The following is a 23,150-nucleotide window of genomic DNA, read 5'->3' as shown; positions in this document are numbered from 1 at the left end:
GCGGGGGGGGGGGGGGGCGGCCCCCCCCCCCCCCCCCCCCCCCCCCGCCGCAAGGCATGGGCAGCTGATGTGAGAAAGGCGGTAGGCGATGTCGAGCGGAATCGATGCGGCGGACGTGAAAGAAATCCAGCATTCCGGACCCGGTCCGGACGTCCAGGAATTCCATGACGCCACGGCCGCTCCGCCCAAGTTGCCGACAGGTGCGCGCTTCCTCAGGACGGGCTTGTGTACCGTGGTGGTCCTGTGCCTGGTGGCGAGTGTCGTCCACGTGCTTCTGGTGTTTCTTCATGTGGCACCGGCCAACACCGTCTCGAAGCGGTTCAGCTCGCAAATCAATGCATGGGTGTTCCCCTTTTTCGAACAGAATTGGCGGCTTTTCGCCCCGGATCCGGAATCCGTGAACCGGCAGATCCTGGCGAGAACTGCCCGCACCGATTCCGATGGTTCGTTCGAGGTGAGCCCCTGGTTCGATCTCACCGCCGTGGACGGCTCCGCGGTCGAACATCATGTGTTTCCGAGCCACACGGCTCAGAACATGTTGCGTCGTGCATGGTCCGGCTATGTCGACTCGCACGGAGGGGACGACAGTGCGCGCACGGAACGCGCCGTGATGATGCGGAAGTACCTGACCAACATCGCGGCGGACCGTCTCGCCGCCCAGCAGGGCGGCACTTTCGACTTCGTTCAGCTCCGTGCCGTCACACTGCCCGTCGCCGCGCCCGGATCATCATCAGCCGGCGACCGCCCGAAGAAGCCGGCCGAGAGCCGGCTTCTGCCCTGGTGGAAGGTGCCCCGCCATGCTGAATGAGGCGAATGAGGCGAATGTGGCCAAGGACGGGAAAGCGGAGCGGAGGACAGCGCTCCACGCCGCGGACCGGTGGCTCGCCGACCGGGTCACCGCGGGGTGGGACCTCCTGACCGGGCGTCCGGTGTCCCTGTATGCCGCGTCGGTGCTGCGCATCGGCTACGGGTTGCTCTACCTGATCTTTCTGCTGCGTGAGTTCCCGCACCGGGACGAGATCTGGGGCCCCGGATCTCCCTGGACGCCCGCCCTGGCCGGCCGGCTCTTCGAGCAGACGGGTTGGGTCAGCGTTCTGGCCCTGTCCGACAGCCGGGCCTATTTCGAGCTCTGCTACGTGCTGGCCCTCGTCACGTCCACGCTGTTCACGTTGGGTTGGCGGACCCGCATCATGTCCGTCCTCTTCGCCGGCATGGTGACCTCGTTCCATGCGCGCGCGATCTTCATGACCGACGGGGGCGACAACCTGATCCTGCTCATGGCCCTCTACCTCGTCCTCACCGCTTGCGGCCGACGCCTGTCTCTGGACGCGCGCAGGAACAGGAAGTCGGCTTCTGCCGACAGCGGGCCGCGCGCGCCGGGAAGCCCCCTCGCACGGCAACTCCGCGACAGCCGGACGACCTTGGTCACGGCGGTGCACAACTGCGGCATGTTCCTCATCGCGGCGCAGGTCTGTCTTCTGTACGGATCAGCCGGTCTGTACAAGGTACAGGGCAGTACCTGGGGCAACGGCACTGCTCTCCACTACGCCCTGAACCTCGAACTCTTCCGGCCCTGGCCCGCGCTCTCGAACTTCGTGGACGAGCACACGCTCGTGATTGCCATCGCCGGCTACCTGACCGTGCTCCTTCAGGTGGCCTTCCCGTTCGTACTCTTCGGCAGGCTCAAGTACCCGGTTCTCACCATGCTGCTGGGCATGCACCTCGGCATCGCCGTACTCATGGGGCTGCCCCTCTTCTCCGGGGCGATGATCGTCGCGGACGCGGTGTTCCTCCCCGACCGCTTCTACATCCGTCTGGCGGACCTCTACCGACGCCTGGTGCGGCGGACGAGCGGCCCGGGGCCGGTACGGGCGGCGGGTGCCGGCGCCGTCCCCGCACAAGCCGGGGCCGGCGGCGCACTCGGCTCGAAGCACCGAGCCGTACTTCCCGTCGAACGGTAAAGCCGAACCCGGTGCCGCCTGCCCTCAGATGGGCGTCGTGCCGCCGGCCGGGCCCTACTCCGACAACGAGGACTGCCTCTTCGTCAACGTCACGACCCCGCGTACAGCCTCCGCCGGGCCCCGGCCGTCATGGTGTACCTGCACGGCGGCGACCACACGGACGGCGAGGGCGCCGTGCACGGCGCACAGTGGCTCGCCGCCCAGGGCGATGTGGTCGTGGTGACGGTCTCGTGGAGCGGGTGACGAGAATCGAATTCGCGCTCACAGCTTAAGAAGCCTGGTTTTCTGGGGGCAGTTGCTGCGCTCACGTGCAGTGATGACGTTGCAGCCCTGGCCGCACCAATGGCCAGTGCCCGCTGTTCCCCGTGGCTCCCGAGCACGGTCCCCCACGCGACTGGCACGGTTCCTTCGTCCGAGCTACCTGCAGGCGAGTAGGCCCCGGCCGATATTTCCTGCGGGGACATGCGCCATGTCCCTAGCATCCTGCCTCGATGAAGAGACGCGTGCAGTTCACCGAGCAGGTTGTGCGGTTCCGTGACTACATGCCGAGTGCAGATCGGGACAAGTTCCTGCGCCTCGTCGACCGGATCGCAGCTGAGCCTGAAGGCGCCGACAGCCACCTCGCCTACACGACCGACACTGTGACGCGCGCGGCCTGGGAAGACTGCGTCATGGTCCACTACGTCGTGACGAGCTTCTTCGTGATCGTCATCGAAGCTGACATCTACGACGCATCGCGTGGCTTCAACGAGGTGTAGTCGGCTATGGGGCAGCCCCGGTCGCAGACGCACACGAATGTGAGCCTGGTGGGACGGGCCGGGGTCAGCGTGTCACGCGGCGCTGACGCCACCTCGGGCATTCTGTGGGCACTTGTGATCGCGGGGGCAGCCGACGGCAGCAAACGGTGCGACGTCCCAATCGGAGCACGTGGCCCTCGAAGGGACTCCCGCGAGCTGGGCCGAGACACGGACGGCTGCTCCCGCCCGCGCTCAGCCGGTTCGCCAGGCCGACGCGAGGGCCGTCCGGTTGGCGCGTAGGAGATCGTCCAGATCCGTCTCGTAGAGCGAGTCCGGCACGTTGTCGGAGAAGATCTCCAGGACGCAGGGGCCGCGGTAGCCGACGCTGTGGGCGGCGTGCAGCAGTTGGCCGACCGGGATGTCGCCGGTGCCGACGCCGCGCCGGTCCATCCGCGAGCGGGGTGTGCGCCAGTCGCTGACCTGGAGCAGGAAAAGGCGGTCGGGAGCGTCGGCGAGGCGGGGGACGAGATCCGGGTCCTGCCACAGGTTCCACAGGTCGAGGCAGACGCCCACGTTCTCACGGTCGACCTCCTGGACGATGTCGAGCGCCTGCCGGTAGGTCCAGATGGCGGTCTCCGCGTTGAGCAGGACGGGGTTGAGGGGTTCCAGCGCGATCCGTACGCCGTGGTCGGCGGCGATGTCCGCCAGTTCGCGGTGATGAGCGACGACCTGGCGGATCGCCTCGTGCAGGTTCCCGTCGGGCGCCGGCCCGGTGTTCGTGACGAAGGCCGCGCCCGGGGCGAACGGTGCGATCAGTTCCACGCTGCTGCGGAAGCGGTCCAGCCGGTCGTGCCGGGAGGCGGGGCCCGGCTGGGTCTCGCTGGGGAACACGGTCCGTACGACGGGCTGGACCGAGCTGATCGGCAGTCCCGCCTCGGCGACCGAGGCGAGCTGCGCCTTGGCGCGGTCCTGGTCGTTGTGGAGCTTGGTCTCACACAGTTCGATCGCTTCGACACCGAGGTCGGAGTAGTGCGTCACATCCTCCTCGAAGGACCAGGGCATGGTGGTGAACTGGTTGACGCCGTAGGGGAAGGGGAACGGAGGTGTGGGGCTGCTCATACGAGTACTTCCGTGTCGTTCCTGCTGTCGGTCAGGAAGCCGGTGACCGTGCGGTGGAACTTCTCCGGCTCGTCGAAGAACAGCGCGTGGCCGCTGTGCTCGAAGAAGACGGTCCGGGCTCCCGGGAGCGCCTCGCCGACCCAGGCGGGGCCCTGCCAGGGGAACACCTGGTCCTGACGTGCCACCAGGACCAGACTGGGCATCCGGGTCGTGGGCAGCAGGTCGCGCCAGTCGTGGCGGGTGTGGTCGGCCATCAGGGCGTTGCGTGCGTACGTGGGTGACTTGGCCATCTCGGCCAGGAGCAACTCCCTCTCCTCAGGAGTGGGTTCGGTGGCGAGGATGGTGCGGATCTGTTCCTCGTCGAAGGCCGGGGGATCGCACGTGAGCTGGGTCTGCAGAGCGGCCAGGGAGGGCTCGTCGTAGCAGGTGGCGTGTGCGTGCGGCCAGTCCGGCGCGTAGTACTGGCGGGGTGCCTGCTGGACGTACACCGCGCGGGCCAGGCGGTGGCCGCCGAACAGTTCCAGATAGCTCCAGATGACCGGGCAGCCGAGAGACCAGCCCAGGACGGTGACCTCGCGCAGGTCGAGTTCGTCGAGAAGGTCGAACAGGTCCTTGGCCAGCCTCGACACCCGGTAGCCGTGGCGGGGTTTGCCGGAGTCGCCGTGACCGCGCAGATCGACGGTGATGACGCGTGCGTGTTCGGCGAGGGCGTCCACGTTGCGGGTGAAGAAGCGGCCGCTGAAGCCCCAGCCGTGGAGCAGGACGAGGGGAGGGCCGGTGCCCTGTTCCTCGTAGTGCATCTCGACGCCGTCGCTGGTGGTGATGGTGCCCATGGATCTCCTTCTACGTGCCTTCTACGTGAGTGGGGCGGCCGAGGCCCTCACCGAGCGCGGCCACGGCGGCGGCCCCGTGCCCCGCCGCGAGCAGGGGCGTGCGGATGTCCTGCTCCGGGTCGGGCAGGTAGCCGAGGAGGACGTCGGCGGGCCCCTTGATCCGTACGCGGCCCAGCGCGGCCGGCAGCAGCAGGCTCCGGGCGCGCTTGAGCCGCTCGGACCGGCCACCGGACTCCACGGTGACCGGGGCACCGGCGTTGCTGACGACCAGCGCGGTGGAGAAGTCATGCACCAGTGGGGCCGTGGTGCCCGCCCGCCACCGCTCCAGCGCGAAGTACGGGCCGGCGCACAGCACGGTGCGCTCCACCCCGTCGTCGACCTGGACGCTCAGGCCGGAGTGGAACTCGGGGCGTGGACCGGGACGCCACTCGTCGAGCAGCCGCCCGAGGTTGGCGTGCCACTGCTCGTCGTCCAGTTCCGAATCGTCCTCCATGTGCCGGCGCATGGCGTGCTGCTGGATGTCGGAGGTCTGCTCGATCTCGTAGACGAGGATGCCGGGGCCGAAACTGTGCAGGGTGCCGCCAGGCACGTAGACGGTCTGCCCGGCCCGTACCGGAAGCCGGCGCATGACCGCGTCGAAGTCCTGTGCGAGCAGGGCCCGGTGCAGCGTGTCCCGGTCCACACCGGTCTTCACCCCCACCAGGGCGGTGGCTCCCGGAGCCGCGTCGAGGACGTGCCACGCCTCGGTCTTGCCGTTTGGCTCGCCCTCCAGCCGGCGCGCGGTGTCGTCGTCGGCGTGCAGATGGACCGGGAGGGCACCGGTGCCGTCGATGAACTTGGTCAGCACCGGGAAGCGCGGACCGCGCCACCCGCGCCCCACGAGTTCGTCGGGGTGGTCCTCGACGAGCCGGCGCAGCGGGCGGCCGGCCAGCGAGCCGTCCGCGACCCGTGCTCCCTCGCCGTCCACATCGCTGACCTCCCAGGTCTCGGCGACCGGGCCGCCGGGCAGGCCGGTACGGCCCAGCCGTTCGGTGAGGGCCCGGCCGCCGAAGACGTGCTGCTTGACCGGGGTGGTCAGCCGCAAGGGGTACCAGTCCACGGCCGCTCCTGACTCCTGACGGGAAGGCATTTCTGACTGAGCGTCAGAGAATGGGCTGGCCGCCGGTGACGGCGATGCGCGCACCCGAGACGTACGCGGCCTCGTCCGAGGCGAGCATGACGTACACGGGGGCGAGTTCGGCCGGCTGCCCGGCACGCCCCAGCGGTGTCTGGCCGCCGAAGTCCTCGACCTGCTCGGGCGGCATGGTGGCGGGGATCAGCGGAGTCCAGATGGGCCCCGGGGCGACGCTGTTGACCCGGATGCCCCGCTCGGCGAGCGACTGGGACAGGGAGCCGACCATGTTGGCGATGCCCGCCTTCGTCGCGTTGTACGCCAGCAGGCCCGGCGGCGGCGAGTCGGAGTTCACCGAGGTGGACGCGATGATCGACGCACCCGACTTCATGTGCGGCACCGCCGCCTTGCTGAGGTGGAACATGGCGCTGAGATTGGTCGCCAGCGTGTGGTCCCACTCCTCGTCGGGGATCTCCTCGATCGAGTCGCGGAACATCTGGAACGCCGCGTTGCTGACCAGGACGTCGATGCGGCCGAACGTCTCGACGGCCCGGGCCACGACCTCCCGGCAGTGGGCGGGATCGCTCAGATCACCGGGCACCAGAACCGCCTCGCGGCCGGCCTCCTCCACCCAGCGCGCCGTGTCGCGGGCGTCGTCCTCCTCCTCGTTCAGGTGCGAGAGGAGCACATCGGCGCCCTCGCGGGCGTAGGCGATCGCGACGGCCTTGCCGATACCGCTGTCACCGCCGGTGATCAGGGCTTTCTTGCCGGCCAGCCGACCTGATCCGCGGTAGCTGTGCTCACCGTGGTCGGCCTGAGGCCGCAGGTCCGCTTCGGTGCCCGGAGGCTGCTGCTGTTGGGCGGGCTTGGACATGGGGAAATCCCCCTCTTCTCTCATCGCGGGGATCGCTGCACCGGCTGGAGGCGGTAGCGCCGCCGTACCCGAACGGGCCGCGTCAAAGTACGGCAAGGGGATGGGCGCCGGTGCGCCTGTCACGCCGACCGGGGTACCCGGGGCGCCTGGCCGGAAACCAGCCCCTACGGCAGGCGTACGAAGCAAGGAGAGCCGATGGTCCCGCCCCGCAACCGTGCACGGGACGACCACCAGAGGAGGGGGCAGGGACACTCCGGGAAAGTGGGAAGAGCCGCGTCGGCAGCCGCAAACGGCGCTGGGACGCCAGCCGTGAGCCCGGCGGTGATCCGCCGGACGCCGCTGAGAACGGACGTCAGGCCATCGCGAACCTGGCAACGTACTCGTCGAAGGGCTCGATGCCGACTTCCGCGCGGAGTTCGTCCATGCGTTCGGGCTCTTCGCAGGGCCACGGAACCGGTGCCCCGTGCACTACGCCGGTGCCACCTGGTGGGACGAGCGACAGGTCCGAACCGGCCCCGACCTGGACCGCCTCCCTCCGCGCCCGGCGCGCCGGAGGGCTGCCAGGTTCCTCTGTAGCCTGGCGGCGCTGTACGTCGGGGGGAGCTGACCGTGGAGAACATCCTGTCCGTGGCCATCGGGGCCGCTATCGGCCTCATAGGGGCAGTGTTCGGTTCGTGGTTCACCGCGCGCCGACAGGACCGCATGTGGCTCCGCGAGCAGAAGCTCAAAGCCGGGATCGGCTTCAACACGGCCGTAGTTCAGCTGCTGGACCACCTGAAGGAAACACAGCTGAGTGACGACGGTCCCGGAGCCAACGAGTTGGCGAACCAGATGCAGGAAGCACGCTCAGCCCTCTACCTGCTCTGTGCCGGCGGCACCGTCGATCTCGCCGATGCTCTCGCGCGTCGGGTCTGGAGCACCCGGCCCACCGACGGCAGAGACGACCGCCGGGCCGAGTTCCGGGAGACGTTGGACCTCCTGCGTCGCTTCACCCACCAACTCCGGCAAGAAATCGCCGGATCGTAGTCCCCATCGGATCAGCGGGCGGACCAGAGGAAGATGCCTTGAGACGCTGCCACGCCTCCATCGGCTCCTCCACGGATGCACAGCGACGGCTCCTTCCCGCTGCGGGCGCAGTGGGAAGGAGCCGTCGGTCGGCCGCCGGGACCGCTCGCGTCAGCGGGTGCCGAGCAGGGCGCGCCAGGTCTCCGGGCCGATGACGCCGTCGACCTGCAAGTCGTGGTTCTGCTGGAAGGCGACCGCCGCCGACTTCGTCTTCGTCCCGAACTCGCCATCGGCCGTGAGGCCGTAGCCGTAGACGTTCAGCTGCGTCTGCGCTGCCTTCACCGCCTGGCCGGACGAGCCGTACTGCACCGTCTTGATCAGCTTTGACCAGGTGTTCGGGCCGATGACGCCGTCAGCGGCCAGGGACTGGGACTTCTGGAACTGGATCACCGCCGAGCGGGTGTTCGGGCCGAAGATGCCGTCGGCCTCGAGCGTGTAGCCCCGTGCGGTCAGCAGCTGCTGGGCGGACCGCACGTCCGCGCCCTCGGAACCGCTCTGGAGGATCGGCCAGGAGACACCCGGGGACGGGAGCTCCCCGTCGCCACCGCCATCACCCAGTTTGGCCGGGCGGAAGGGGGCGTAGTTGTCACTGCCGATCCCGTAACTGAGCTGCCGGTGGGTCGTGCCGTACGTACCGCGCTGTTCGTACGCCCAGTAGGCGCTGTGCGACGTGTTGGCCCACTTCTCGAAGATCACTACGTGACGGAAATCGCCGTCAGTGGTGCTGTAGTCGATCAGCAGGTCTCCCTTCTTGAGCTGACTCATGCTGCTGAGCCGCGTGGTGACGCCGTTTCGCGAGTCGGCCAGCCCGACGGTGTTCAGGCCCGGCTTCCCCAGTCCAAGTGCCATGGAGACATAACCGGAGCAGTCCTGGCGGTAGCCGTCCTTCCAGGTGCGCTCCATGCTGTAGGGGACCGGGGCCCCGTTGTTGGCCGTGAGCCAGGTACGGGCCCGGTCGATCATCGTGTCGGGCGAGAGCGTGGCTGTGGCTGAGGCCATGGTCGACGGCGAGCCGACCTGGGTGACGAGCTTGCTGTCGGCCTCGGGCTCGAGTCCGTAGCCGGTCTCCATCTGGGCGGCGACCGTCGCCAGCTTCGAGGAGTCGGTGTCGGCGAGCGACGGTGTGACGGCGATTGCGGCCGCGACACCTCCGGCGGCGACGCCTATGAGAGTGACCTGCACGCGGCGCGCGAGTCGACTGCGAAGAGACATGATTCCCCGTATCCCGTTTCTTTGTTGTGGCACGCCGAGCCGGGCGGGCCGACCAGGGCTCGGAATGCTTGTCGTTCACCGAATGCCGCCTGCGGCCCTTGACGGGTCATCACGACGGCAAGGATTGCTGCCCGGGCCCCTGCGTCGTCGAGAAGGACGGGACCAGCCAGGCGGTTACGTCCGGATCACCGGGTGGACCGGAGGGGACGCACGCGGCCCGTCCTCTCCCCCAGAGGAGGACGGGCCGCGGCATGTCCGTGCTGTCGGTCAGGTCAGCAAGCAGCCACCGGGGCAGACATCGGCCGCCCGCTTGAACGCGGCCTTGGTACCGGATCCGGCGACTCCGTCGATCGGACCGGTGTAGCCGTAGAACCTCTTGAGGTAGCGCTGCAACGCCTTCACCGTGTTGGGTCCGACGATTCCGTCGATGGTGTCCGTGTAGCCGTAGTGCTCCTCGAGGAAGCGCTGCATCGCCTTCCAGCTGTTGGTGCCGAGCTGCCCGTCGATCACGCCGGTGTACCTCCAGCGAGCCTTCAGCGCACGCTGGACGTCCTTGGCCTGCGCTTCGCTCAGGCCGAGATTGACCACCGCGAGCGGCGCGACGGCCTTGGCACTCACCGCCTGCTCCTTGACCTGCGCGGGAGCGGCCATGGCCGTTCCCGCGGTCGCCAGGCCGCCGGCGGCGATCCCGACCGCGGTGGTGACACTGACGAGTGCCTTGGTGAGAGCTCGCATGCTGTTTCCCTCCGTTGACGTGCGTTGGCCGGAGCCGACCGCACCGGCCGGCTCCGGCAACGAGACTGCGGGTTCGGCGCGTTGTCCGGCCACAGCCGACGCAGAAGTGACCTCATCCCGGGACGTCCCGCGCGCTGACCTGCTGAGACGCTGCCCGCTGAGTCCCTGCGGCGGGACTGCGGCGGGACTGCGGCGAGAGGGAACGGCTGATTCCGCGCCAGGACGGGGTCGCACCAGGGCGGCGTGCCCGCCCTGTGATCCCCGTGACCGCTGATGCAGAATGAGGCCGGGACACGGGGGGACCGGGTCTGCGGTCCCGAACGCGAGTGGGGGAAGCGTGTCGCGCTGGAAGGAACTGCCCGCAGAACTGCATCCACACGTCCGCCAGTTGATCGTGCGACTGCGCAGGCTGAAGGACGGCAGCGAACTGAGCACGCGGCAACTGGCCGCGAGGACCGGGTACAGCGCGAAGTCGTGGCAGCGATACCTGAACGGCAGGTCCCTGCCGCCGCGGGACGCCGTCGAGGCGATGGCCCGTATCGGCGGTGACGATCCGACCCGGCTGCTGGCACTGCACGAGATCGCCGTCCAACGCTGGGCAGAGGGGCGGGCGGTCACCACCGGCGCCCCCGAGAACCCCGCCGCGACACCGGCGGACACCCCCGCGAAGCCGCAGCCCCACGGGCGCCATCTGCGCCTCGCGGTCACGGCGGGAGCCGTGGTCACGGTGCTGTCCGTCTCCGTGGCGCTCGTGCTGGCGGTGCGGCTCACCGAGGCCCGTGCCCAGCTCGCGCGCGACCGCGACGATGCTGTCGCGACGGCCCCGGCCACCTGGTCGGAGTCCATGGTGCCGGTCATCTACACCTGTCGGCTGGAGCAGCGTGACGGCCGCTGGTACGCGGGCCTGAGCAGGACCACGGACCTCCTCCTGTCCAACACCCACGTGGGGCTCGAAGTGGCCGAGGCGCAGTGCCTGCTGCGCCGGGCGGGCGCTGCGCCAGGGGACATCGACGGCGTCTTCGGCCCGATGACGCGGCGAGCGGTCGAGCGCACGCAGAAGCGGAACGGACTGGTCGTGAACGGAGTCATCGACCCGCCCACCTGGCAGGCCCTGCGGGAGGCGGATCCGAAGTGACCGCGGAACACACCCGGCTGATCGCGGCGCTGCGGGAGCTGCGGGCCGGTGCGGGGCTGAGCCTGGCGGCGCTGGCGGAGCGGACGGCCTACAGCAAGTCCTCGTGGGAGCGCTACCTCAACGGCAAGTCCCTGCCTCCTCGCCAGGCCGTACGGGAACTGTGCCGGCTCGCGAACGAACCGGACGGGCGGCTGCTGGCCCTGTGGGAGATCGCCGAGTCGCACTGGAGCGGACGCGCAGTGGCCGCCGCACCCGCCCCTCCCACGGACGAGTCGCCACGGCCGCACCCTCAGGAGTCGCCACCACCCGCCGGGACCTGGCGGCGCAGACTTGGCGGGAGCAGGCTCCTGGTGGTGCTGGCGTCGGCGTACACAGTGATCGTCGGTGGTGTCGCGGCGCTGCTGTTCCTCCTGCTGCCGGACTCGAAGGCTCAGAAGGACGAACCGCTGCCGGCCTCCGTCCCGTTCTCCCTCGCTCCTCAGTGCCACGGAGCCGCCTGCGAAGGCCGGGACCCGATGCGCCTGATCTGCGGCATCGGCCCCGACACCCTCGCCTCGTACCGCACGGCCACCGGCGCCCACGTCGAGCTGCGCCACAGCAAGAAGTGCGGTGCGAGCTGGGCCCGGACCTGGGGAACCGAGATCGGCGACCGGCTGGACGTCACGGCGGGCGGACCGGTCCACGGCGTGCGCATCAGGACCAAGGGCGATGCGGCGACCTTCGTCTATACCGGGATGGCCGAAGTCCGTCCCGGCAGCACCGTCCGGGCCTGCTTCCGGCCCGCGTCCACCGACGGCGAACGGGAGTGCTTCGAGGCCCGCGTGGGCGGGGCCGCCACCACGACCCGGCCACCCCCATCTCCGGTGGCGTCGGACTCTCGCGAGTAGCGTCCGGCCCTCGGACGTGTCGATGCCGAAGTCGGGATTTCTCAAGGCACGCCAGGAAGCTGCGGCCGTGCCAGATGAAGACACCGGTGATCCAGACGATCAGCGTTCTGGCACGAATCTGGCACGCGACCACTGATCACGACGGACAGCGAAAGGGCCCAGGTCTCTGACCTGGGCCTTCTTCATGGAGTGGGTGACGAGAATCGAACTCGCGCTCTCAGCCTGGGAAGTGACGGCGCTTGTTCGGCCTGTATGGCTGCTGACCTGGGCGTATGTGGCGCGCCGGGATCGCCGCGCGGGTGACGGCGGCATCCGTGCGTTCCGCCACGCACCCGCGCCGACGACCCCCTACACGGAAACGCGGGTCAGCTGGACGCTCTTCACGCCCGTGATGCCGTTCACGCCGTACCGGCCCGCGGAGGGGTCGTAGTCGAACGTCGCCTCGCCAGCTGGTGCGGCTGCGCCAGGACCCGCTGGAGCGGCTGAGCGCCCGCGAGCGCGAGGTGCTCGCGCTGATCGCGGAGGGCCGCACCAACGCCAGTCTCGCCAAGCACCTGTTCATCAGCGAGGCGGCCGTGAACAAGCACATCGGCAACATCTTCAACAAGCTGGACCTGCCGGTGGACACCGAGGGGCACCGCCGGGTCCTCGCGGTCCTCGCCTTCCTGCGGGCCTGACGCCGCGGCCCCGTCCACCCCGGTGGCTGGGGAGGACGGGGCCGCGGTCGCCGCGTCGGACGGGTCAGTCGGACATGGCGACCTTCGGCCTCGGAGGCCGTCATGCGCGGCGGTCGCCGGTTCCTTTGGCGGGGCCTGTGGAACAAGGGGAAGCGTGCGGATACACCAAACCGGTACATGGACTACGCTTGGTACATGTCCATGAAGCGCACCAACGTCTACGCCGACCCCGAGGACCTGGCGATCATCAAAGAGGCCGCCAAGCGCCGGGGCATAAGCGAGGCTGAGATCATCCGTCAGGGCATCCACCTTGCAGCCATGGCGAACCGGGTCTGGGACGAGCCGCTGTTCTCACGCACCTTCGAGGGGCCGGGGCGCACACTGTCCAAGCCGGAGGTCCGCGACACGGTCGCGGAGGCCGTCCGGCGGGAGACCAGCTCGGGTTCCGGGTCCGTCGCGTGATCATTGTCATCGCCGATACGTCCGGCCTTCTGGCAGCCCTGGACTCGGCTCATCCGGAACACCGGGCGGCGAACGAGGCGATCATGGCGGCGGGCCTGCTGGTCATGTCCCCGCTCCTGCTGGCCGAACTGGATCACGTGGCGACGTGTGAGCTCGGCAGGGAGGCTGCCCTCAGCGCGGTCGACGACCTGCGGCGCTGGATGGGCCGGGGTCGTGTCGTCATGCCGGAGATCACGGAGGACCACCTGGGCGCCGCCCAGTCCGTCCGTGTCCGCTACCGCGCGCTGGACCTCGACCTCGCCGACGCGGTGAACGTGGCGCTTGCCGCCGACTACGACACGGACGCGATTCTCACCCTCGACCGACGAGACTTCCGGGCCGTACGCCCGTTGGGCCGCTACAAGGCGTTCCGGGTACTCCCCGACGACCTCCCGCTCTGACACAGGACCCTCGGCCGTCAAGTGCCGGCTTCGGCAAGGGGTTTGTGCCTCGCTGCGACGTGACACGCAGCTACAGCTCCCTAATGAAAAAGCCCCAGGCCGCTGACCTGGGGTTTCGCATGGAGCGGGTGACGAGAATCGAACTCGCGCTCTCAGCTTGGGAAGCGACGGCGCTTGGGCCGGCTCTACGGCCGTGACCTGCGTGGACTTCTACTTCTTGGACTGCTCGTGGGGGTCGGATCGCACCGCTGTTGACCGTGGTTGTCCGCTCTTACGGGCACGCTGTGGGCACGGGCGCCACCAGCGGCCGGGTCACCCGCGCGCGCGATGCCTGCGCCGAACGGAACGCGTCGTCTCTCGGCCTGATCCGGAGTGTCCGTCGCGACTGCGCATGCCGGATCCGACGCTCACACGTGGACCCCCGCGAATGTTGGTGAGGCGACCCGCCTCGGGCGTCCTCCTGGTCAGGTTTGATCGTCGGGGGTGGCCAACTGGCAACTGGCGAGAGCCATGTGCCCCCGCAGCACCTCCAGCGCGCCGGCTTCGTCGTCGCGTTCGATGGCTTCGACGATCGGCTCGTGCCGGGCGGCGGACATGGGAAGGCGGCTTTGCTCTTTGCCGGCACTTATCACGGTCACCCGGATGGGACCTTCCAGGTGGCGCCACGTCCTGACCAGCATGGAGTTGCCGGACAGCTCGCACAGCAGGAGGTGGAAGCCGAGATCGGCTTCGACCTTCGCCGCCAGGTCGGCGCCCGATTCGAAGGCGTCGTGGAGCTTTTCCAAGGCCTGGCGCAGGGCTTTGGCCGCTTCCTGCCTGCGCGGTGACGCGATGATCTGCGCCACCGCGAGCCCCTCCAGGGCCTCCCGGACCTGGAAGAGTTCCCGCACCTCGGTCGGCGTCAGCTGGGACACGCGCAGCATGCCGCGGGCTCCCGCGGTGACGAGCCCCTCCTGCTGGAGGTGGCGCAGGGCTTCCCGTACCGTGCCGCGGCTCACCGACAGGTGCTCGGCGATCTCGACTTCTCCGAGGTGGTCACCGGGGCGGTACTGGCCGGTGGTGATGGCCGTCCGCAGGGCCACGAGCGCGCGCTCCCGGAGCGTCTTCGAGCGGGTGAGACTGGACAGCGCCTGACCGGACACGGTCGAACCCTCCTTTGACTCCACGAGCGATCATATTAGCCCGAACAGGGGTCATCTGTTGACAGTCGGCAGATTCTGTACCGATCCCTCCAGTGGGGGTTGACACGTCTTGCCGGCGGGCTCAGCATCGTCTCTCGACTGTTAACAGTCAACAGCCAGGGCAGCCCGGGACGGCTGCCCCGCCTACGATCAAGGAGGATCGGCATGGCTGAGTCCAAGGCATCGCAGCAGGCGGCGCACGGGTCGCCGGAACGTCTGAGAGTCGCCGTCGGGTGCGGCGTGGGCGCGACCATCGAGACGTATGACTTCATCGGCTTCGGAACTGCCGCCGCCCTCTATTTCGGGGACGTGTTCTTCCCGGACTCCGACCCGCTGTCAGCCACCCTGCTGTCCTTCGCGACCCTGGGGATCGGCTTCGCCGCACGGCCGCTGGGCGGCATCGTCGCCGGTCACCTCGGAGACCGCGTCGGCCGCAAACCCGTACTGGTCGGATCCCTGCTGCTGATGGGCATCGCAACCGTGCTGATCGGCTGCCTGCCCACCTACCAGATGGTCGGGGTCTGGGCGCCCATCCTGCTGGTGGTCGTCCGCGTCATCCAGGGGCTCGCCTTCGGCGCCGAGTGGGGCGGCGCCATCCTGATGACCTTCGAGCACGCCCCGTGGCGACGGCGCGGCCTGTACACCGGCATCACGCAGGCCGGTTTCCCGGTGGGTCTGCTGCTCGCCAACCTCGCCTTCCTGCTCAGCGGGCACACCCTGGACGACAACTGGGCCTGGCGCGTGCCGTTCCTGCTCAGTGCGGTCCTGATCGCCGTCGGCATCTTCATCCGGTTGAAGATCGACGAGTCGCCCCAGTTCGAGGCGCTCAAGGAGTCCGGAGAGGTGGTCAAGAACCCGCTGCTGGTGGTGATCCGGGAGGACTGGCGCAACGTGTTGCGGGCCTTCTGCCTGCGGATCACGGAGACCGCGGGGTACGCCGTCTCGGTCACCTTCGTCCTGTCGTACCTGGACGACGACGAAGCGCCCGACGTCTCGGGCACCACCAGCCTCACCGCCCTGGTCACCGCCGCCGCCATCGGCATCGCCGCCACGACGCTCTGGGGCCGTCTGTCGGACCAGGTCGGCCGCCGCCCGGTCTACCTGCTGGGCTGTGCGGTGAGCGCCGCATGGGGCATCCCGCTCTTCCTGCTCGTCAACACCGAAGCCGCGGCCCTCATCCTGATCGCCTTCGTGATCAGTTATGCCGTCTGCCAGAACTCGCTGGCCGGTGTCCAGGGGGCCTGGTTCTGCGAGTTGTTCGCCACCAGGACCCGAACCGCCGGAACCTCCCTGGCCTACCAACTCTCCGCGGTGGTCTCCGGGTTCACCCCCCTGATCGCCACCGCGCTCTATTCCGCCACCGGGTGGACCGGGCCCGCGGTTCTCTTCAGTCTCTACGGGCTGCTGGGCCTCGTGGCGGCGTTGCTGACGCGTGAGACGTGGGGTGTGAAGGAGCGCCGCGAAGCCGACCTGGCCGCGACCACATCCGCCGAACCCGCCCTGCCCGCCGCCCACTGATCAAGAGATGAGGATCAACGTGATGTCCACTCAGGCGCCCGAAACAGGGATGTCGTTCACCCGGCGCGTTGCCGCCCTGAAGGACTCCGCCTACCGCATCCGTATGCACGCGCTGGACATGGGGGAGACCCAGGGCCAGGGCTACATCGGACAGGCGCTGGGCGTGGCCGACATCCTGGCCGTCGTCTACAAGGACGTCCTCAACCACCGTCCCGGCGAACCCGACTGGCCGCAGCGCGACAGGTTCCTGCTGTCGATCGGCCACTACGCCATCGCCCTCTACGCGGCGCTCGCCGAGGCCGGTGTGCTGGACGTCGCCGAACTCGCCACCTACGGAAGCGACGACTCGCGCCTGCCCATGTCGGGCATGGCTTCCTACACACCCGGCATGGAGATCTCCGGAGGTTCCCTGGGACACGGCCTGGGCGTGGCCACCGGTATGGCACTCGGCCTGCGCCACCAGGGCAGCGACGCGCACGTGTACAACCTGCTCTCCGACGGTGAACTGGACGAGGGCTCCACCTGGGAGGCGGCGCTCGCCTGCGCTCACCACGGGCTGGACAACGTCACCGCCGTCGTCGACGTCAACGCCCTCCAGGCGGACGGCCCGACCCAGGGCGTGCTGCGCACCGAGCCGGTGATGGCCAAGTGGGAGGCGTTCGGCTGGCACGCGATCCGCGTGGACGGCAACGACATCGACGCGCTCCTCGCAGCCTTCGACAGCCTGCGCGGGCACCGCGGATCACCGACCGTGCTCATCTGCGACACCCGGATCGGGTGCGGCGTACCGATGCTGGAGACGCGGGAGAAGGCGCACTTCATGCGCGTCGAAGAACACGAATGGCAACTGGCTCGCAATGAGTTGACACAGCGTCATCTAGAGGGATCCGGCTCGGACCGTGCAATCACCCAGGGAGAGGGACCCGTTCGATGAACACCTCAGCGTCGACTCAGGCCGCAGCCACGCCGCCCGAGGCCAAGCAGCGCAAGCTCACCACCTCCGCCATGATCGCCTCGATCGCGGAAGAGGGCCAGCGCACCACCAAGGCCCCCTTCGGACACGCGCTGGCCCGGCTCGCCGACGAACGCCCCGACGTGGTCGGACTCTCCGCGGACCTGGCCAAGTACACCGACATGCACATCTTCCGCGAGGCCCACCCCGACCGCTTCTTCCAGATGGGCATGGCGGAACAGGTGATGCTGGGCGCGGCCGCGGGACTGGCGGAGGTGGGCCTGACCCCGTTCGCCTCCACCTACTCCGTCTTCGCCACCCGCCGCGCCTATGACTTCCTGTGTCTCGACATCGCCGAGCCGCAGCTGGGCGTCAACGTCGTCGGCGCCCTTCCCGGCCTGACCACCGGTTACGGCCCCAGCCACCAGGCGACCGAGGACCTGGCCATCCTGCGCGGCATGCCCGGCCTGACGATCGTGGACCCCGCGGACTCGGTGGACATCGAACAGGCCGTCCCGGCACTGGCCGCCCACCCCGGCCCGACCTACATGCGGCTGCTGCGCGGAGCCGTACCCACCGTCCTGGACGAGTACGACTACCGGTTCGAGGTCGGAAAGGCGGCTCTGCTGCGCGGTGGACGTGACGTGCTGTTCATCTCCACCGGCCTGATGACGGTACGAGCCCTGACCGCGGCCCAGGAACTCGAAGGCGACCACGTGGACGTCGCCGTGCTCCACGTGCCGACGATCAAGCCGTTCGACCGCGAGACGGTGCTACGGGAGGCCGCCAGGGGACGCCTCGTGGTGACCCTTGAGAACCACAGCGTTGCCGGAGGTCTCGCCGAGTCCGTGGCTTCCTGCCTGGCCTTCGCGCAGCAGACGGCACGCATCGTCCCGATCGGACTGCCCGACGAGTTCCTCGCCGCGGGCGCGTTGCCCACCCTCCACGACCGTTACGGCCTCTCCGTCGCGGCGATCAAGGAGCGCGTCCGCCGAGAACTCTGAGCCCCAGCGCACGGCACCGGGCTCGCCCCACTTCCCACTCATCAGGAGAACTCCATGGTCACCGACCACACCCCTCGCACCGCCGTCGTCACCGGCGCAGGCTCCCTGCGAGGCATCGGACGCGCCACCGCGCACGCCCTGGCCGCCGCCGGCTATCACATAGCCGTCCTCGACCTGGACAAGGAGGCGGCCGAGGACACCGCCCGGGAGGTCACCGCCCGGCACGGGGTACAAGCCCTCGGCCTCGCGGCGGACGTCACTGACGCCGACGCGGTCGACGCCGCGATCGGGGAGACCGAAGCGGCACTCCCGCCGATCGGCGCTCTCGTCAACAACGCGGGGATCACCTCCCCGACCCGCTTCCTCGACGTCACGCCCACGGAATGGGACCGGATCTTCGAGGTCAACGTCCGCGGGAGCTTCCTGGTCACCCACCGCGTGGCTCCCGGGATGGCCGAGCGCGGCTTCGGCCGCATCGTCTTCCTGTCGTCCGTCTCGGCCGAGCGCGGGGGCGGAGTGTTCGGGGGAGTGGCCTACTCGGCGGCCAAGGCGGCCCTCCTGGGCTTCGTCCGGGCCCTCGCCCGCGAAGTCGGCCCGTCCGGGGTCACGGTCAACTCCGTCGCCCCTGGCCTGATCGACACCGACATCACGCAGGGAAAGCTGGACGAGGAGCGCAAGGCAGCCATGATCGCGGAGGTTCCGGTACGCCGCATCGGCGGTGTCGAGGACGTGGCCGACGTCATCGCCTTCCTGGCCCGTCCCGAGTCGGGCTACCTCACCGGTGCGACATACGACGTCAACGGCGGATCCCACATCCACTGAGGAAACCTCGGCGCCCTGCCGGCGTCACCCTCCATCTGCACGAACCGGTTCCGGAGGGCGCCGGCCGCCCGGCGTTTGGGCGGCTGCAGCGCTGCTGGCCTGTACGGATTCGATGTGCTGGCCCTGCTGCCCGGGCATGATCGCACCGCGATTGACCGTGGCTGTCCGCTCTCGCGGTCACGCTGTGGGCACGGCTTCGAAGAAGGGGCGGGCAGGAGGCGCGGGCGTCATCGACCCCACAGCCACGTCATAGAAGCCCACCTGGGCGCGGCCCAGTCCGTCCGCGTCCGCTACCGCGCCCTGGACCTGGACCTTGCTGACGCGGTGAAACGTGGCGCTGGCCGCGCACTATGAGATCCTCACCCTCGACCGACGCGGCTTCCGTGCCGTGCCGCCCTTGGGCCGGCACAAGGCATTCCGGGTCCTGCTCGATGACCTGCCGCTGTGACGAGGGCTGCCGGTTCGAAGTCCCCACTGCCGAAAGGGACTTCGGCAGCCGTCGCCTCCCCTGGCTACGCGACACCCCTTCGGACTTGCTGAGGGAACGACAGACTGAGATCTCTGATGCGGGGAGATCGCGAAGCGAACGATGAATCCGCAGGTCAACGCTTTGTTCTGACGCCGGAAGCGTTGTATGTGCGGCTGCCGTCCGACGTTCGTGCCTTCCGCGTGCCCAATCTTCGTGCGTTTGACGGGCTGCACTCATCATGTTCGAGGTCGACGACCAGCGGTATTCGAGGTCGAAGCCGGAGGGGGTGCGGACGTAGAAGGACAGCATCTCGTACGATCACCGACATCGCCCGCGACCTGCTCGGCGGCAGCCGAGCCTGAGGCACCTCGGCCGGCACTCGCCGCGCGCCAGGCAACGCCTCCCGGACGCCCTCTCGACGTCGCCGATTGCGTGCGCCACGACGAAGTGGCGGTGCGGACCGTGTCCGGTCGGCGGGGCGGCGCCGTCCAAGGTGGCGGTGATGCGGCCGCAACCGATGATGTTGCGGCCAAGCGTGAAGGCTGTCAGGGCCGGCCTGCCGGTGGTCGTCAGGTCTCGCGCCCACATCAGCAGGGACACGAGACGCTGTCCGGTAGGACTCCGCGGTCGGGTTAGTCCCTCAACGCGCCCATTGCCCGGTCGAGCAGCATGGCCAGCGGGACAGTACCCTCACAGGCCACCCAAGCCGTGGCGGCCACGTCGAGGCAGGCGAGTGCGGCGGCGGCCAGTGCACTCGGCCTGGTGTCCTCGGGCCGGTCCGGCTCGACCCCCAGCCGCCGGGCGATCTCGGGCACCAGCAGCTCCTGCCAGCTCAGTTGCTTCTCGTAGTGCCCGGCGCGCAGGGACGGCGTCTCCTGCAGCATGCGCAGATAGGCAAGTGTCTGCTGAGGCGCCTGCTCGTTCGCCTGCGTGAGGACGTCGAACGCCCTGCGCAGCGCCTCCCAGGGCCGCTCGTTGTCGGGACGGGCGGCCAGCGCCTCCGCGATCTGACGGCCGGAGTCCACCAGGCGTCCCAGGACGATCTCTTCTTTGGTGCCGAAATACCGGAACAGACTGGCGCGCGACAGGCCCACCTCGGCGGCGATCTGGTCGACGGTCGTCCGATCGAACCCCTGCTCGATGAAGAGGCGGTGCGCCACCTCGACCACCTCTGCCTGAACCGTCGCCCGCATGCGCTCACGCAGGCCGGGCGGCTTGCGGGCGGGGTGGTCGGTGGTACGGGCATTCTCATTCATGCCAGAATGATACAGCAATGGCTCAACTTGATACTGAGTATCAGAAATGATGCGCGGTCTCCCTGGTAGGCCTTGATCCGCCCTCGTGCTTGCGTGTGGGGCTGTACGAACGGTGCTCGGCTCGGGCTCCTGTACGCGCCGCGTCCGGGACTGAACCCACCGGGGCTGAGGGTGACTGGGGTGCCGTGCGGTGGTGAACAGCAGGCACGACAGAGCCGCTTCGTCCGCCGCTCGGCTCGACGACCCGGTCGGCCTCGGAGCGCGTTGCGCAGACCGTCGCGCGCAGCCGCCGGTCGGCCCGGCCTCCGCCGCGCGGAGTGGTCTCCCGTGACCACTGACGAGCAGTGATTCAGGACGGCCCGCTGCTTCAGAGCAGCGCTGACCGTGACGCGGCGGCGCCCATGGGAGGCCGGGCGATCGGCGCGCCACCGCACGGGCCGGGATCGTGGACGCCGCCGTGGACTCGCTGGTCGAGGTGGGCGTCACGGCGCCGGCGACCCGTCACCGGCCGCCTCAAGGACATGACCATCCGAGGACAGGTGGCTACTTCACAACCTCGGCCGGCGCGTGTGCGGTTGTTCGCTGTGGACGTGCGCACGCCCGCCGGCCGCTCCCGTGGTCGTGGGGGCCTGCGCCGGCCTTGGCCGGCGCTGCCGACACACGGGTTATGCGGCGTTGCCCTGGGCCTGGATGGATATGTCGGCCCATTCCTCCCAAGTCTTCAGGCGCTCGGCGTAGACCTGCGGGACGAGGTGGAGGGGGGCGGCGCCGAAGAAGACCCGCAGCGGCGGGTTGTCGGCATCCACGATCTTCAGCAGGGCCGGACCGGCAGCGGCCGGGTCGCCGGATTCGACATCGCCCCAGGCGGCAGCCACGGCTGCGCGCAGGCCGTCGTAGGCGGGCAGCTGCGTGGCAAAGGTGGCGGAGGAGCCGGCCCAGTCGGTTTCGAAGCCGCCGGGCTCGACGAGGGTGACCTTGATGCCGAATCCGGCGACCTCTTGAGCGAGGGCCTCGGTCAGGCCCTCCAGGGCCCACTTGGAGGCGTTGTAACCACCCAGGTTGGGGAAGGAAACGACGCCGCCGACCGTGGAGATCTGCACGATGTGGCCGCTGGCCTGGGCCCGCAGGAAGGGCAGGGCGGCCTGGGTGACCCACAGGGCGCCGTAGAAGTTGGTCTCCATCTGGCCGCGGACCTGCTGTTCCGTCAGCTCCTCGACCGCGCCGAACAGACCGTGTCCGGCGTTGTTGACGACGACGTCCAGGCGGCCGAAGTGCTCGTGCGCCCGCTTGACGGCCTCGAATGCGGCGGCTTTGTCGGTCACGTCCAGTTTCAGCGGCAGGATTGCCGCGCCGTGGGCGGTCACCAGGTCCGCCAGGGAGTCGGTGTTGCGGGCGGTGGCCGCGACCCGGTCGCCGCGCTCCAGGGCCGCTTGGACGAACTGGCGGCCGAAGCCGCGCGACGAGCCGGTGATGAACCAGATCTTGCTCATGGGAAGCACTTCCGTTCGAGGTGAAGTCTTATGAGGAGACTGTACACCTAGCTGATACTAAGTATCAAGCAGAGTCGTGGTGTCGATCGCACCGCCGACGACGGTGCTGGTCGCGATGAACGTGCGCCGCGACGACACGGACGCAGCAGCTGGGGAAGTGACGGCGCTTGTGCGGACCGCACGATTGCTGACCTGCGTGGATTCCCGGTGTCGGCGCGGCTTCGAAGCGCGAAGGGCAGCAACGAGTGCGCACGGACTCCGCGGCTTGCTCGCCCGCGCCCGATAGGCTCTCGACGCCGGCTGACCGCCAGTGCCAAGGTGAGGCGAACAGGCCGATGTGAAGCGCCCGCCGCTCTCGCTGCCGAGGTCCTGGTGGCGGTCTTCACTCTGAAACCGGCGAACGCTTCACCAACCGCCCCCTTCGCCGAGTACCTGGTCATGGATCCGGCCCGACAACTGGTTCGACCCTTCCGAACACCGATCGCCGCGAACAGGACGGCCCGACAGGCAGAGGGGTGGCAAGACCGGTTGGCTCAGCCCGACGCGTGGCGGTCTCGATGCTGACCTGCCGTTCTGCGCACGTCGGTCGGTGCCGTCAGGCCCGCGCACCGTAGAGGGCGGCGAGCTCGGTGGCCACGGCGGTGAGTTCGGCGTGGGTTTCGGACGGGTCGAGGACCTCGACAGCGGCGCCGAGGGAGAGCAGGCCGTGTGCGTCGGGGAGTTCGCGGATGGCGAGGGCGGCGCGGGCCAAGCCGTCATTCGTGGGGTGGGGGGGGGCGACCAGGTGGGAGGCGAAAAGGCCCTGAAAGATAGCCAGTTGCTTGTCATCCGCCACCTCGGCTCGCACAACTGAGCGATGGCGGCATCGTGCTCCGCCTTCTGCTGAGCCCACTCCGCCTGACGCCGCGCCCGGTCCGGTTGCGCGACAGGCGGAGCGACCGTACGAGATCGCGTCGTACGCCGCGTACTGGTGCGCCGTCGATTGCCGCCGAGGGAACTCGGCGCGTAAAAGGGGGCCGAGTCCGCTCGGCATCCTGGCGTCGCCACTGCCCCCGCTGAGCCTCGCCGCACGTGGCCCGATCGAGGTGCGCACTCCGCGAGTGGAGACCCGCACCCTCATCCCAGGCGCGCCGGCACGGAAACCGACCCCATGACGTCCCCTCTCCCCGGGGAAGGTCCGGCACCCGGACGGGGTCTTCGGGGTCGGCGT

The 23,150-nt window shown here is 69.2% G+C and carries 23 protein-coding genes and 3 pseudogenes; 15 read left to right on the top strand and 11 right to left on the bottom strand.

Features of this window, described 5'->3' with window-relative positions; all coding sequences use genetic code 11:
* Window positions 1-88 precede the first annotated feature (88 nt).
* The 4 genes from ACFY9S_RS05865 (at window position 89) to ACFY9S_RS05850 (ending at window position 2,719) form a co-directional block, all read left to right on the top strand.
* Window positions 89-808: a DUF5819 family protein gene (locus ACFY9S_RS05865; RefSeq protein ID WP_391123477.1), complete on the top strand. Its 720-nt coding sequence runs from the start codon at window positions 89-91 to the stop codon at window positions 806-808.
* Window positions 798-1,961: an HTTM domain-containing protein gene (locus ACFY9S_RS05860; protein ID WP_391123474.1), complete on the top strand. Its 1,164-nt coding sequence runs from the start codon at window positions 798-800 to the stop codon at window positions 1,959-1,961. The genes ACFY9S_RS05865 and ACFY9S_RS05860 overlap by 11 nt, the downstream gene beginning before the upstream one ends.
* Window positions 1,962-2,090: 129 nt before the next feature.
* The gene (locus tag ACFY9S_RS05855) at window positions 2,091-2,204 is read left to right on the top strand and encodes a hypothetical protein (protein WP_391123471.1); all 114 of its coding nucleotides are present in this window, start codon (window positions 2,091-2,093) and stop codon (window positions 2,202-2,204) included.
* Between the two features lie 260 nt (window positions 2,205-2,464).
* A complete protein-coding gene (locus ACFY9S_RS05850; protein ID WP_391123468.1) occupies window positions 2,465-2,719 on the top strand; it encodes a hypothetical protein in 255 nt (84 codons plus the stop codon).
* 231 nt (window positions 2,720-2,950) lie between these two features.
* Here the strand turns inward: ACFY9S_RS05850 and ACFY9S_RS05845 are convergent, their stop codons facing one another.
* The 5 genes and pseudogenes from ACFY9S_RS05845 to ACFY9S_RS05825 all read right to left on the bottom strand — a co-directional run.
* The gene (locus ACFY9S_RS05845) at window positions 2,951-3,817 is read right to left on the bottom strand and encodes a TIM barrel protein (RefSeq protein WP_391123465.1); all 867 of its coding nucleotides are present in this window, start codon (window positions 3,815-3,817) and stop codon (window positions 2,951-2,953) included.
* A complete protein-coding gene (locus tag ACFY9S_RS05840) occupies window positions 3,814-4,650 on the bottom strand; it encodes an alpha/beta fold hydrolase (RefSeq protein ID WP_391123462.1) in 837 nt (278 codons plus the stop codon). Before ACFY9S_RS05840 ends, ACFY9S_RS05845 begins: the two co-directional genes overlap by 4 nt.
* Before the next feature lie 10 nt (window positions 4,651-4,660).
* Window positions 4,661-5,749 (bottom strand): class I mannose-6-phosphate isomerase, encoded by a 1,089-nt coding sequence (locus ACFY9S_RS05835; protein ID WP_391123459.1) that lies wholly within the window; start codon window positions 5,747-5,749, stop codon window positions 4,661-4,663.
* 43 nt (window positions 5,750-5,792) lie between these two features.
* Window positions 5,793-6,635: an SDR family oxidoreductase gene (locus ACFY9S_RS05830; RefSeq protein WP_391123456.1), complete on the bottom strand. Its 843-nt coding sequence runs from the start codon at window positions 6,633-6,635 to the stop codon at window positions 5,793-5,795.
* Between the two features lie 352 nt (window positions 6,636-6,987).
* Window positions 6,988-7,230: pseudogene (locus tag ACFY9S_RS05825) on the bottom strand (hypothetical protein); the annotation flags it as partial.
* 14 nt (window positions 7,231-7,244) lie between these two features.
* Between ACFY9S_RS05825 and ACFY9S_RS05820 the strand changes: the two are divergent.
* A complete protein-coding gene (locus ACFY9S_RS05820; protein WP_391123453.1) occupies window positions 7,245-7,661 on the top strand; it encodes a hypothetical protein in 417 nt (138 codons plus the stop codon).
* A gap of 150 nt (window positions 7,662-7,811) precedes the next feature.
* Here ACFY9S_RS05820 and ACFY9S_RS05815 read toward each other — a convergent pair whose 3' ends face one another.
* A complete protein-coding gene (locus tag ACFY9S_RS05815; RefSeq protein WP_391123451.1) occupies window positions 7,812-8,912 on the bottom strand; it encodes a peptidoglycan-binding protein in 1,101 nt (366 codons plus the stop codon).
* A gap of 267 nt (window positions 8,913-9,179) precedes the next feature.
* The gene (locus ACFY9S_RS05810; RefSeq protein ID WP_391123449.1) at window positions 9,180-9,647 is read right to left on the bottom strand and encodes a peptidoglycan-binding protein; all 468 of its coding nucleotides are present in this window, start codon (window positions 9,645-9,647) and stop codon (window positions 9,180-9,182) included.
* Window positions 9,648-9,984: 337 nt separating this feature from the next.
* Between ACFY9S_RS05810 and ACFY9S_RS05805 the strand changes: the two genes are divergently transcribed.
* From ACFY9S_RS05805 to ACFY9S_RS05785, 5 genes and pseudogenes are all read left to right on the top strand, one after another.
* Window positions 9,985-10,782: a peptidoglycan-binding protein gene (locus tag ACFY9S_RS05805; protein ID WP_391123447.1), complete on the top strand. Its 798-nt coding sequence runs from the start codon at window positions 9,985-9,987 to the stop codon at window positions 10,780-10,782.
* On the top strand, window positions 10,779-11,669 hold the full coding sequence (locus ACFY9S_RS05800) for a helix-turn-helix domain-containing protein (RefSeq protein ID WP_391123445.1): 891 nt from the start codon (window positions 10,779-10,781) through the stop codon (window positions 11,667-11,669). The genes ACFY9S_RS05805 and ACFY9S_RS05800 overlap by 4 nt, the downstream gene beginning before the upstream one ends.
* A 443-nt stretch (window positions 11,670-12,112) precedes the next feature.
* A pseudogene (locus ACFY9S_RS05795) lies at window positions 12,113-12,346 on the top strand (response regulator transcription factor); the annotation flags it as partial.
* 195 nt (window positions 12,347-12,541) lie between these two features.
* Window positions 12,542-12,808, top strand: a complete 267-nt coding sequence (locus ACFY9S_RS05790) for a ribbon-helix-helix protein, CopG family (RefSeq protein WP_391123443.1) — start codon at window positions 12,542-12,544, stop codon at window positions 12,806-12,808.
* Window positions 12,805-13,248, top strand: a complete 444-nt coding sequence (locus tag ACFY9S_RS05785) for a PIN domain-containing protein (protein WP_391123441.1) — start codon at window positions 12,805-12,807, stop codon at window positions 13,246-13,248. The genes ACFY9S_RS05790 and ACFY9S_RS05785 overlap by 4 nt, the downstream gene beginning before the upstream one ends.
* Window positions 13,249-13,712: 464 nt before the next feature.
* Here the strand turns inward: ACFY9S_RS05785 and ACFY9S_RS05780 are convergent, their stop codons facing one another.
* The gene (locus ACFY9S_RS05780) at window positions 13,713-14,390 is read right to left on the bottom strand and encodes an FCD domain-containing protein (protein ID WP_391123439.1); all 678 of its coding nucleotides are present in this window, start codon (window positions 14,388-14,390) and stop codon (window positions 13,713-13,715) included.
* 204 nt (window positions 14,391-14,594) lie between these two features.
* Here ACFY9S_RS05780 and ACFY9S_RS05775 point away from each other — a divergent pair, with 204 nt between their 5' ends.
* From ACFY9S_RS05775 to ACFY9S_RS05755, 5 genes and pseudogenes are all read left to right on the top strand, one after another.
* Window positions 14,595-15,947: an MFS transporter gene (locus ACFY9S_RS05775; RefSeq protein ID WP_391123438.1), complete on the top strand. Its 1,353-nt coding sequence runs from the start codon at window positions 14,595-14,597 to the stop codon at window positions 15,945-15,947.
* Between the two features lie 22 nt (window positions 15,948-15,969).
* The gene (locus tag ACFY9S_RS05770; protein WP_391123436.1) at window positions 15,970-16,881 is read left to right on the top strand and encodes a transketolase; all 912 of its coding nucleotides are present in this window, start codon (window positions 15,970-15,972) and stop codon (window positions 16,879-16,881) included.
* A complete protein-coding gene (locus ACFY9S_RS05765; RefSeq protein ID WP_391123434.1) occupies window positions 16,878-17,903 on the top strand; it encodes a transketolase C-terminal domain-containing protein in 1,026 nt (341 codons plus the stop codon). The genes ACFY9S_RS05770 and ACFY9S_RS05765 overlap by 4 nt, the downstream gene beginning before the upstream one ends.
* A gap of 54 nt (window positions 17,904-17,957) precedes the next feature.
* The gene (locus tag ACFY9S_RS05760; RefSeq protein ID WP_391123432.1) at window positions 17,958-18,725 is read left to right on the top strand and encodes an SDR family oxidoreductase; all 768 of its coding nucleotides are present in this window, start codon (window positions 17,958-17,960) and stop codon (window positions 18,723-18,725) included.
* Window positions 18,726-18,971: 246 nt separating this feature from the next.
* Window positions 18,972-19,173 (top strand): annotated as a pseudogene (locus ACFY9S_RS05755) (VapC toxin family PIN domain ribonuclease); the annotation flags it as partial.
* Window positions 19,174-19,826: 653 nt separating this feature from the next.
* Here ACFY9S_RS05755 and ACFY9S_RS05750 read toward each other — a convergent pair.
* From ACFY9S_RS05750 to ACFY9S_RS05740, 3 genes are all read right to left on the bottom strand, one after another.
* The gene (locus ACFY9S_RS05750) at window positions 19,827-20,450 is read right to left on the bottom strand and encodes a TetR family transcriptional regulator (protein ID WP_391123430.1); all 624 of its coding nucleotides are present in this window, start codon (window positions 20,448-20,450) and stop codon (window positions 19,827-19,829) included.
* 665 nt (window positions 20,451-21,115) lie between these two features.
* Complete coding sequence (locus tag ACFY9S_RS05745) at window positions 21,116-21,940, bottom strand: SDR family NAD(P)-dependent oxidoreductase (protein WP_391123428.1); 825 nt, start codon at window positions 21,938-21,940, stop codon at window positions 21,116-21,118.
* A 595-nt stretch (window positions 21,941-22,535) separates the two neighbouring features.
* The gene (locus ACFY9S_RS05740) at window positions 22,536-22,691 is read right to left on the bottom strand and encodes a hypothetical protein (RefSeq protein ID WP_391123426.1); all 156 of its coding nucleotides are present in this window, start codon (window positions 22,689-22,691) and stop codon (window positions 22,536-22,538) included.
* Window positions 22,692-23,150 lie beyond the last annotated feature (459 nt).

Origin of the sequence: Streptomyces sp. NPDC012474, assembly GCF_042955185.1 — a bacterium.
Classification (GTDB): Bacteria; Actinomycetota; Actinomycetes; order Streptomycetales; family Streptomycetaceae; genus Streptomyces; species Streptomyces cahuitamycinicus.
This window is presented reverse-complemented; position numbering and strand designations above follow the sequence as displayed.

Excerpts from the sequence above, each read along its gene's own strand:
- ACFY9S_RS05865 (WP_391123477.1), top strand. The coding sequence starts at position 89 with ATGTCGAGCGGAATCGATGCGGCGGACGTGAAAGAAATCCAGCATTCC.
- ACFY9S_RS05860 (WP_391123474.1), top strand. The coding sequence starts at position 798 with ATGCTGAATGAGGCGAATGAGGCGAATGTGGCCAAGGACGGGAAAGCG.
- ACFY9S_RS05855 (WP_391123471.1), top strand. The coding sequence starts at position 2,091 with ATGGTGTACCTGCACGGCGGCGACCACACGGACGGCGAGGGCGCCGTG.
- ACFY9S_RS05845 (WP_391123465.1), bottom strand. The coding sequence starts at position 3,817 with ATGAGCAGCCCCACACCTCCGTTCCCCTTCCCCTACGGCGTCAACCAG.
- ACFY9S_RS05840 (WP_391123462.1), bottom strand. The coding sequence starts at position 4,650 with ATGGGCACCATCACCACCAGCGACGGCGTCGAGATGCACTACGAGGAA.
- ACFY9S_RS05830 (WP_391123456.1), bottom strand. The coding sequence starts at position 6,635 with ATGTCCAAGCCCGCCCAACAGCAGCAGCCTCCGGGCACCGAAGCGGAC.
- ACFY9S_RS05815 (WP_391123451.1), bottom strand. The coding sequence starts at position 8,912 with ATGTCTCTTCGCAGTCGACTCGCGCGCCGCGTGCAGGTCACTCTCATA.
- ACFY9S_RS05810 (WP_391123449.1), bottom strand. The coding sequence starts at position 9,647 with ATGCGAGCTCTCACCAAGGCACTCGTCAGTGTCACCACCGCGGTCGGG.
- ACFY9S_RS05790 (WP_391123443.1), top strand. The coding sequence starts at position 12,542 with ATGTCCATGAAGCGCACCAACGTCTACGCCGACCCCGAGGACCTGGCG.
- ACFY9S_RS05775 (WP_391123438.1), top strand. The coding sequence starts at position 14,595 with ATGGCTGAGTCCAAGGCATCGCAGCAGGCGGCGCACGGGTCGCCGGAA.
- ACFY9S_RS05770 (WP_391123436.1), top strand. The coding sequence starts at position 15,970 with ATGTCCACTCAGGCGCCCGAAACAGGGATGTCGTTCACCCGGCGCGTT.
- ACFY9S_RS05765 (WP_391123434.1), top strand. The coding sequence starts at position 16,878 with ATGAACACCTCAGCGTCGACTCAGGCCGCAGCCACGCCGCCCGAGGCC.
- ACFY9S_RS05760 (WP_391123432.1), top strand. The coding sequence starts at position 17,958 with ATGGTCACCGACCACACCCCTCGCACCGCCGTCGTCACCGGCGCAGGC.
- ACFY9S_RS05750 (WP_391123430.1), bottom strand. The coding sequence starts at position 20,450 with ATGAATGAGAATGCCCGTACCACCGACCACCCCGCCCGCAAGCCGCCC.
- ACFY9S_RS05745 (WP_391123428.1), bottom strand. The coding sequence starts at position 21,940 with ATGAGCAAGATCTGGTTCATCACCGGCTCGTCGCGCGGCTTCGGCCGC.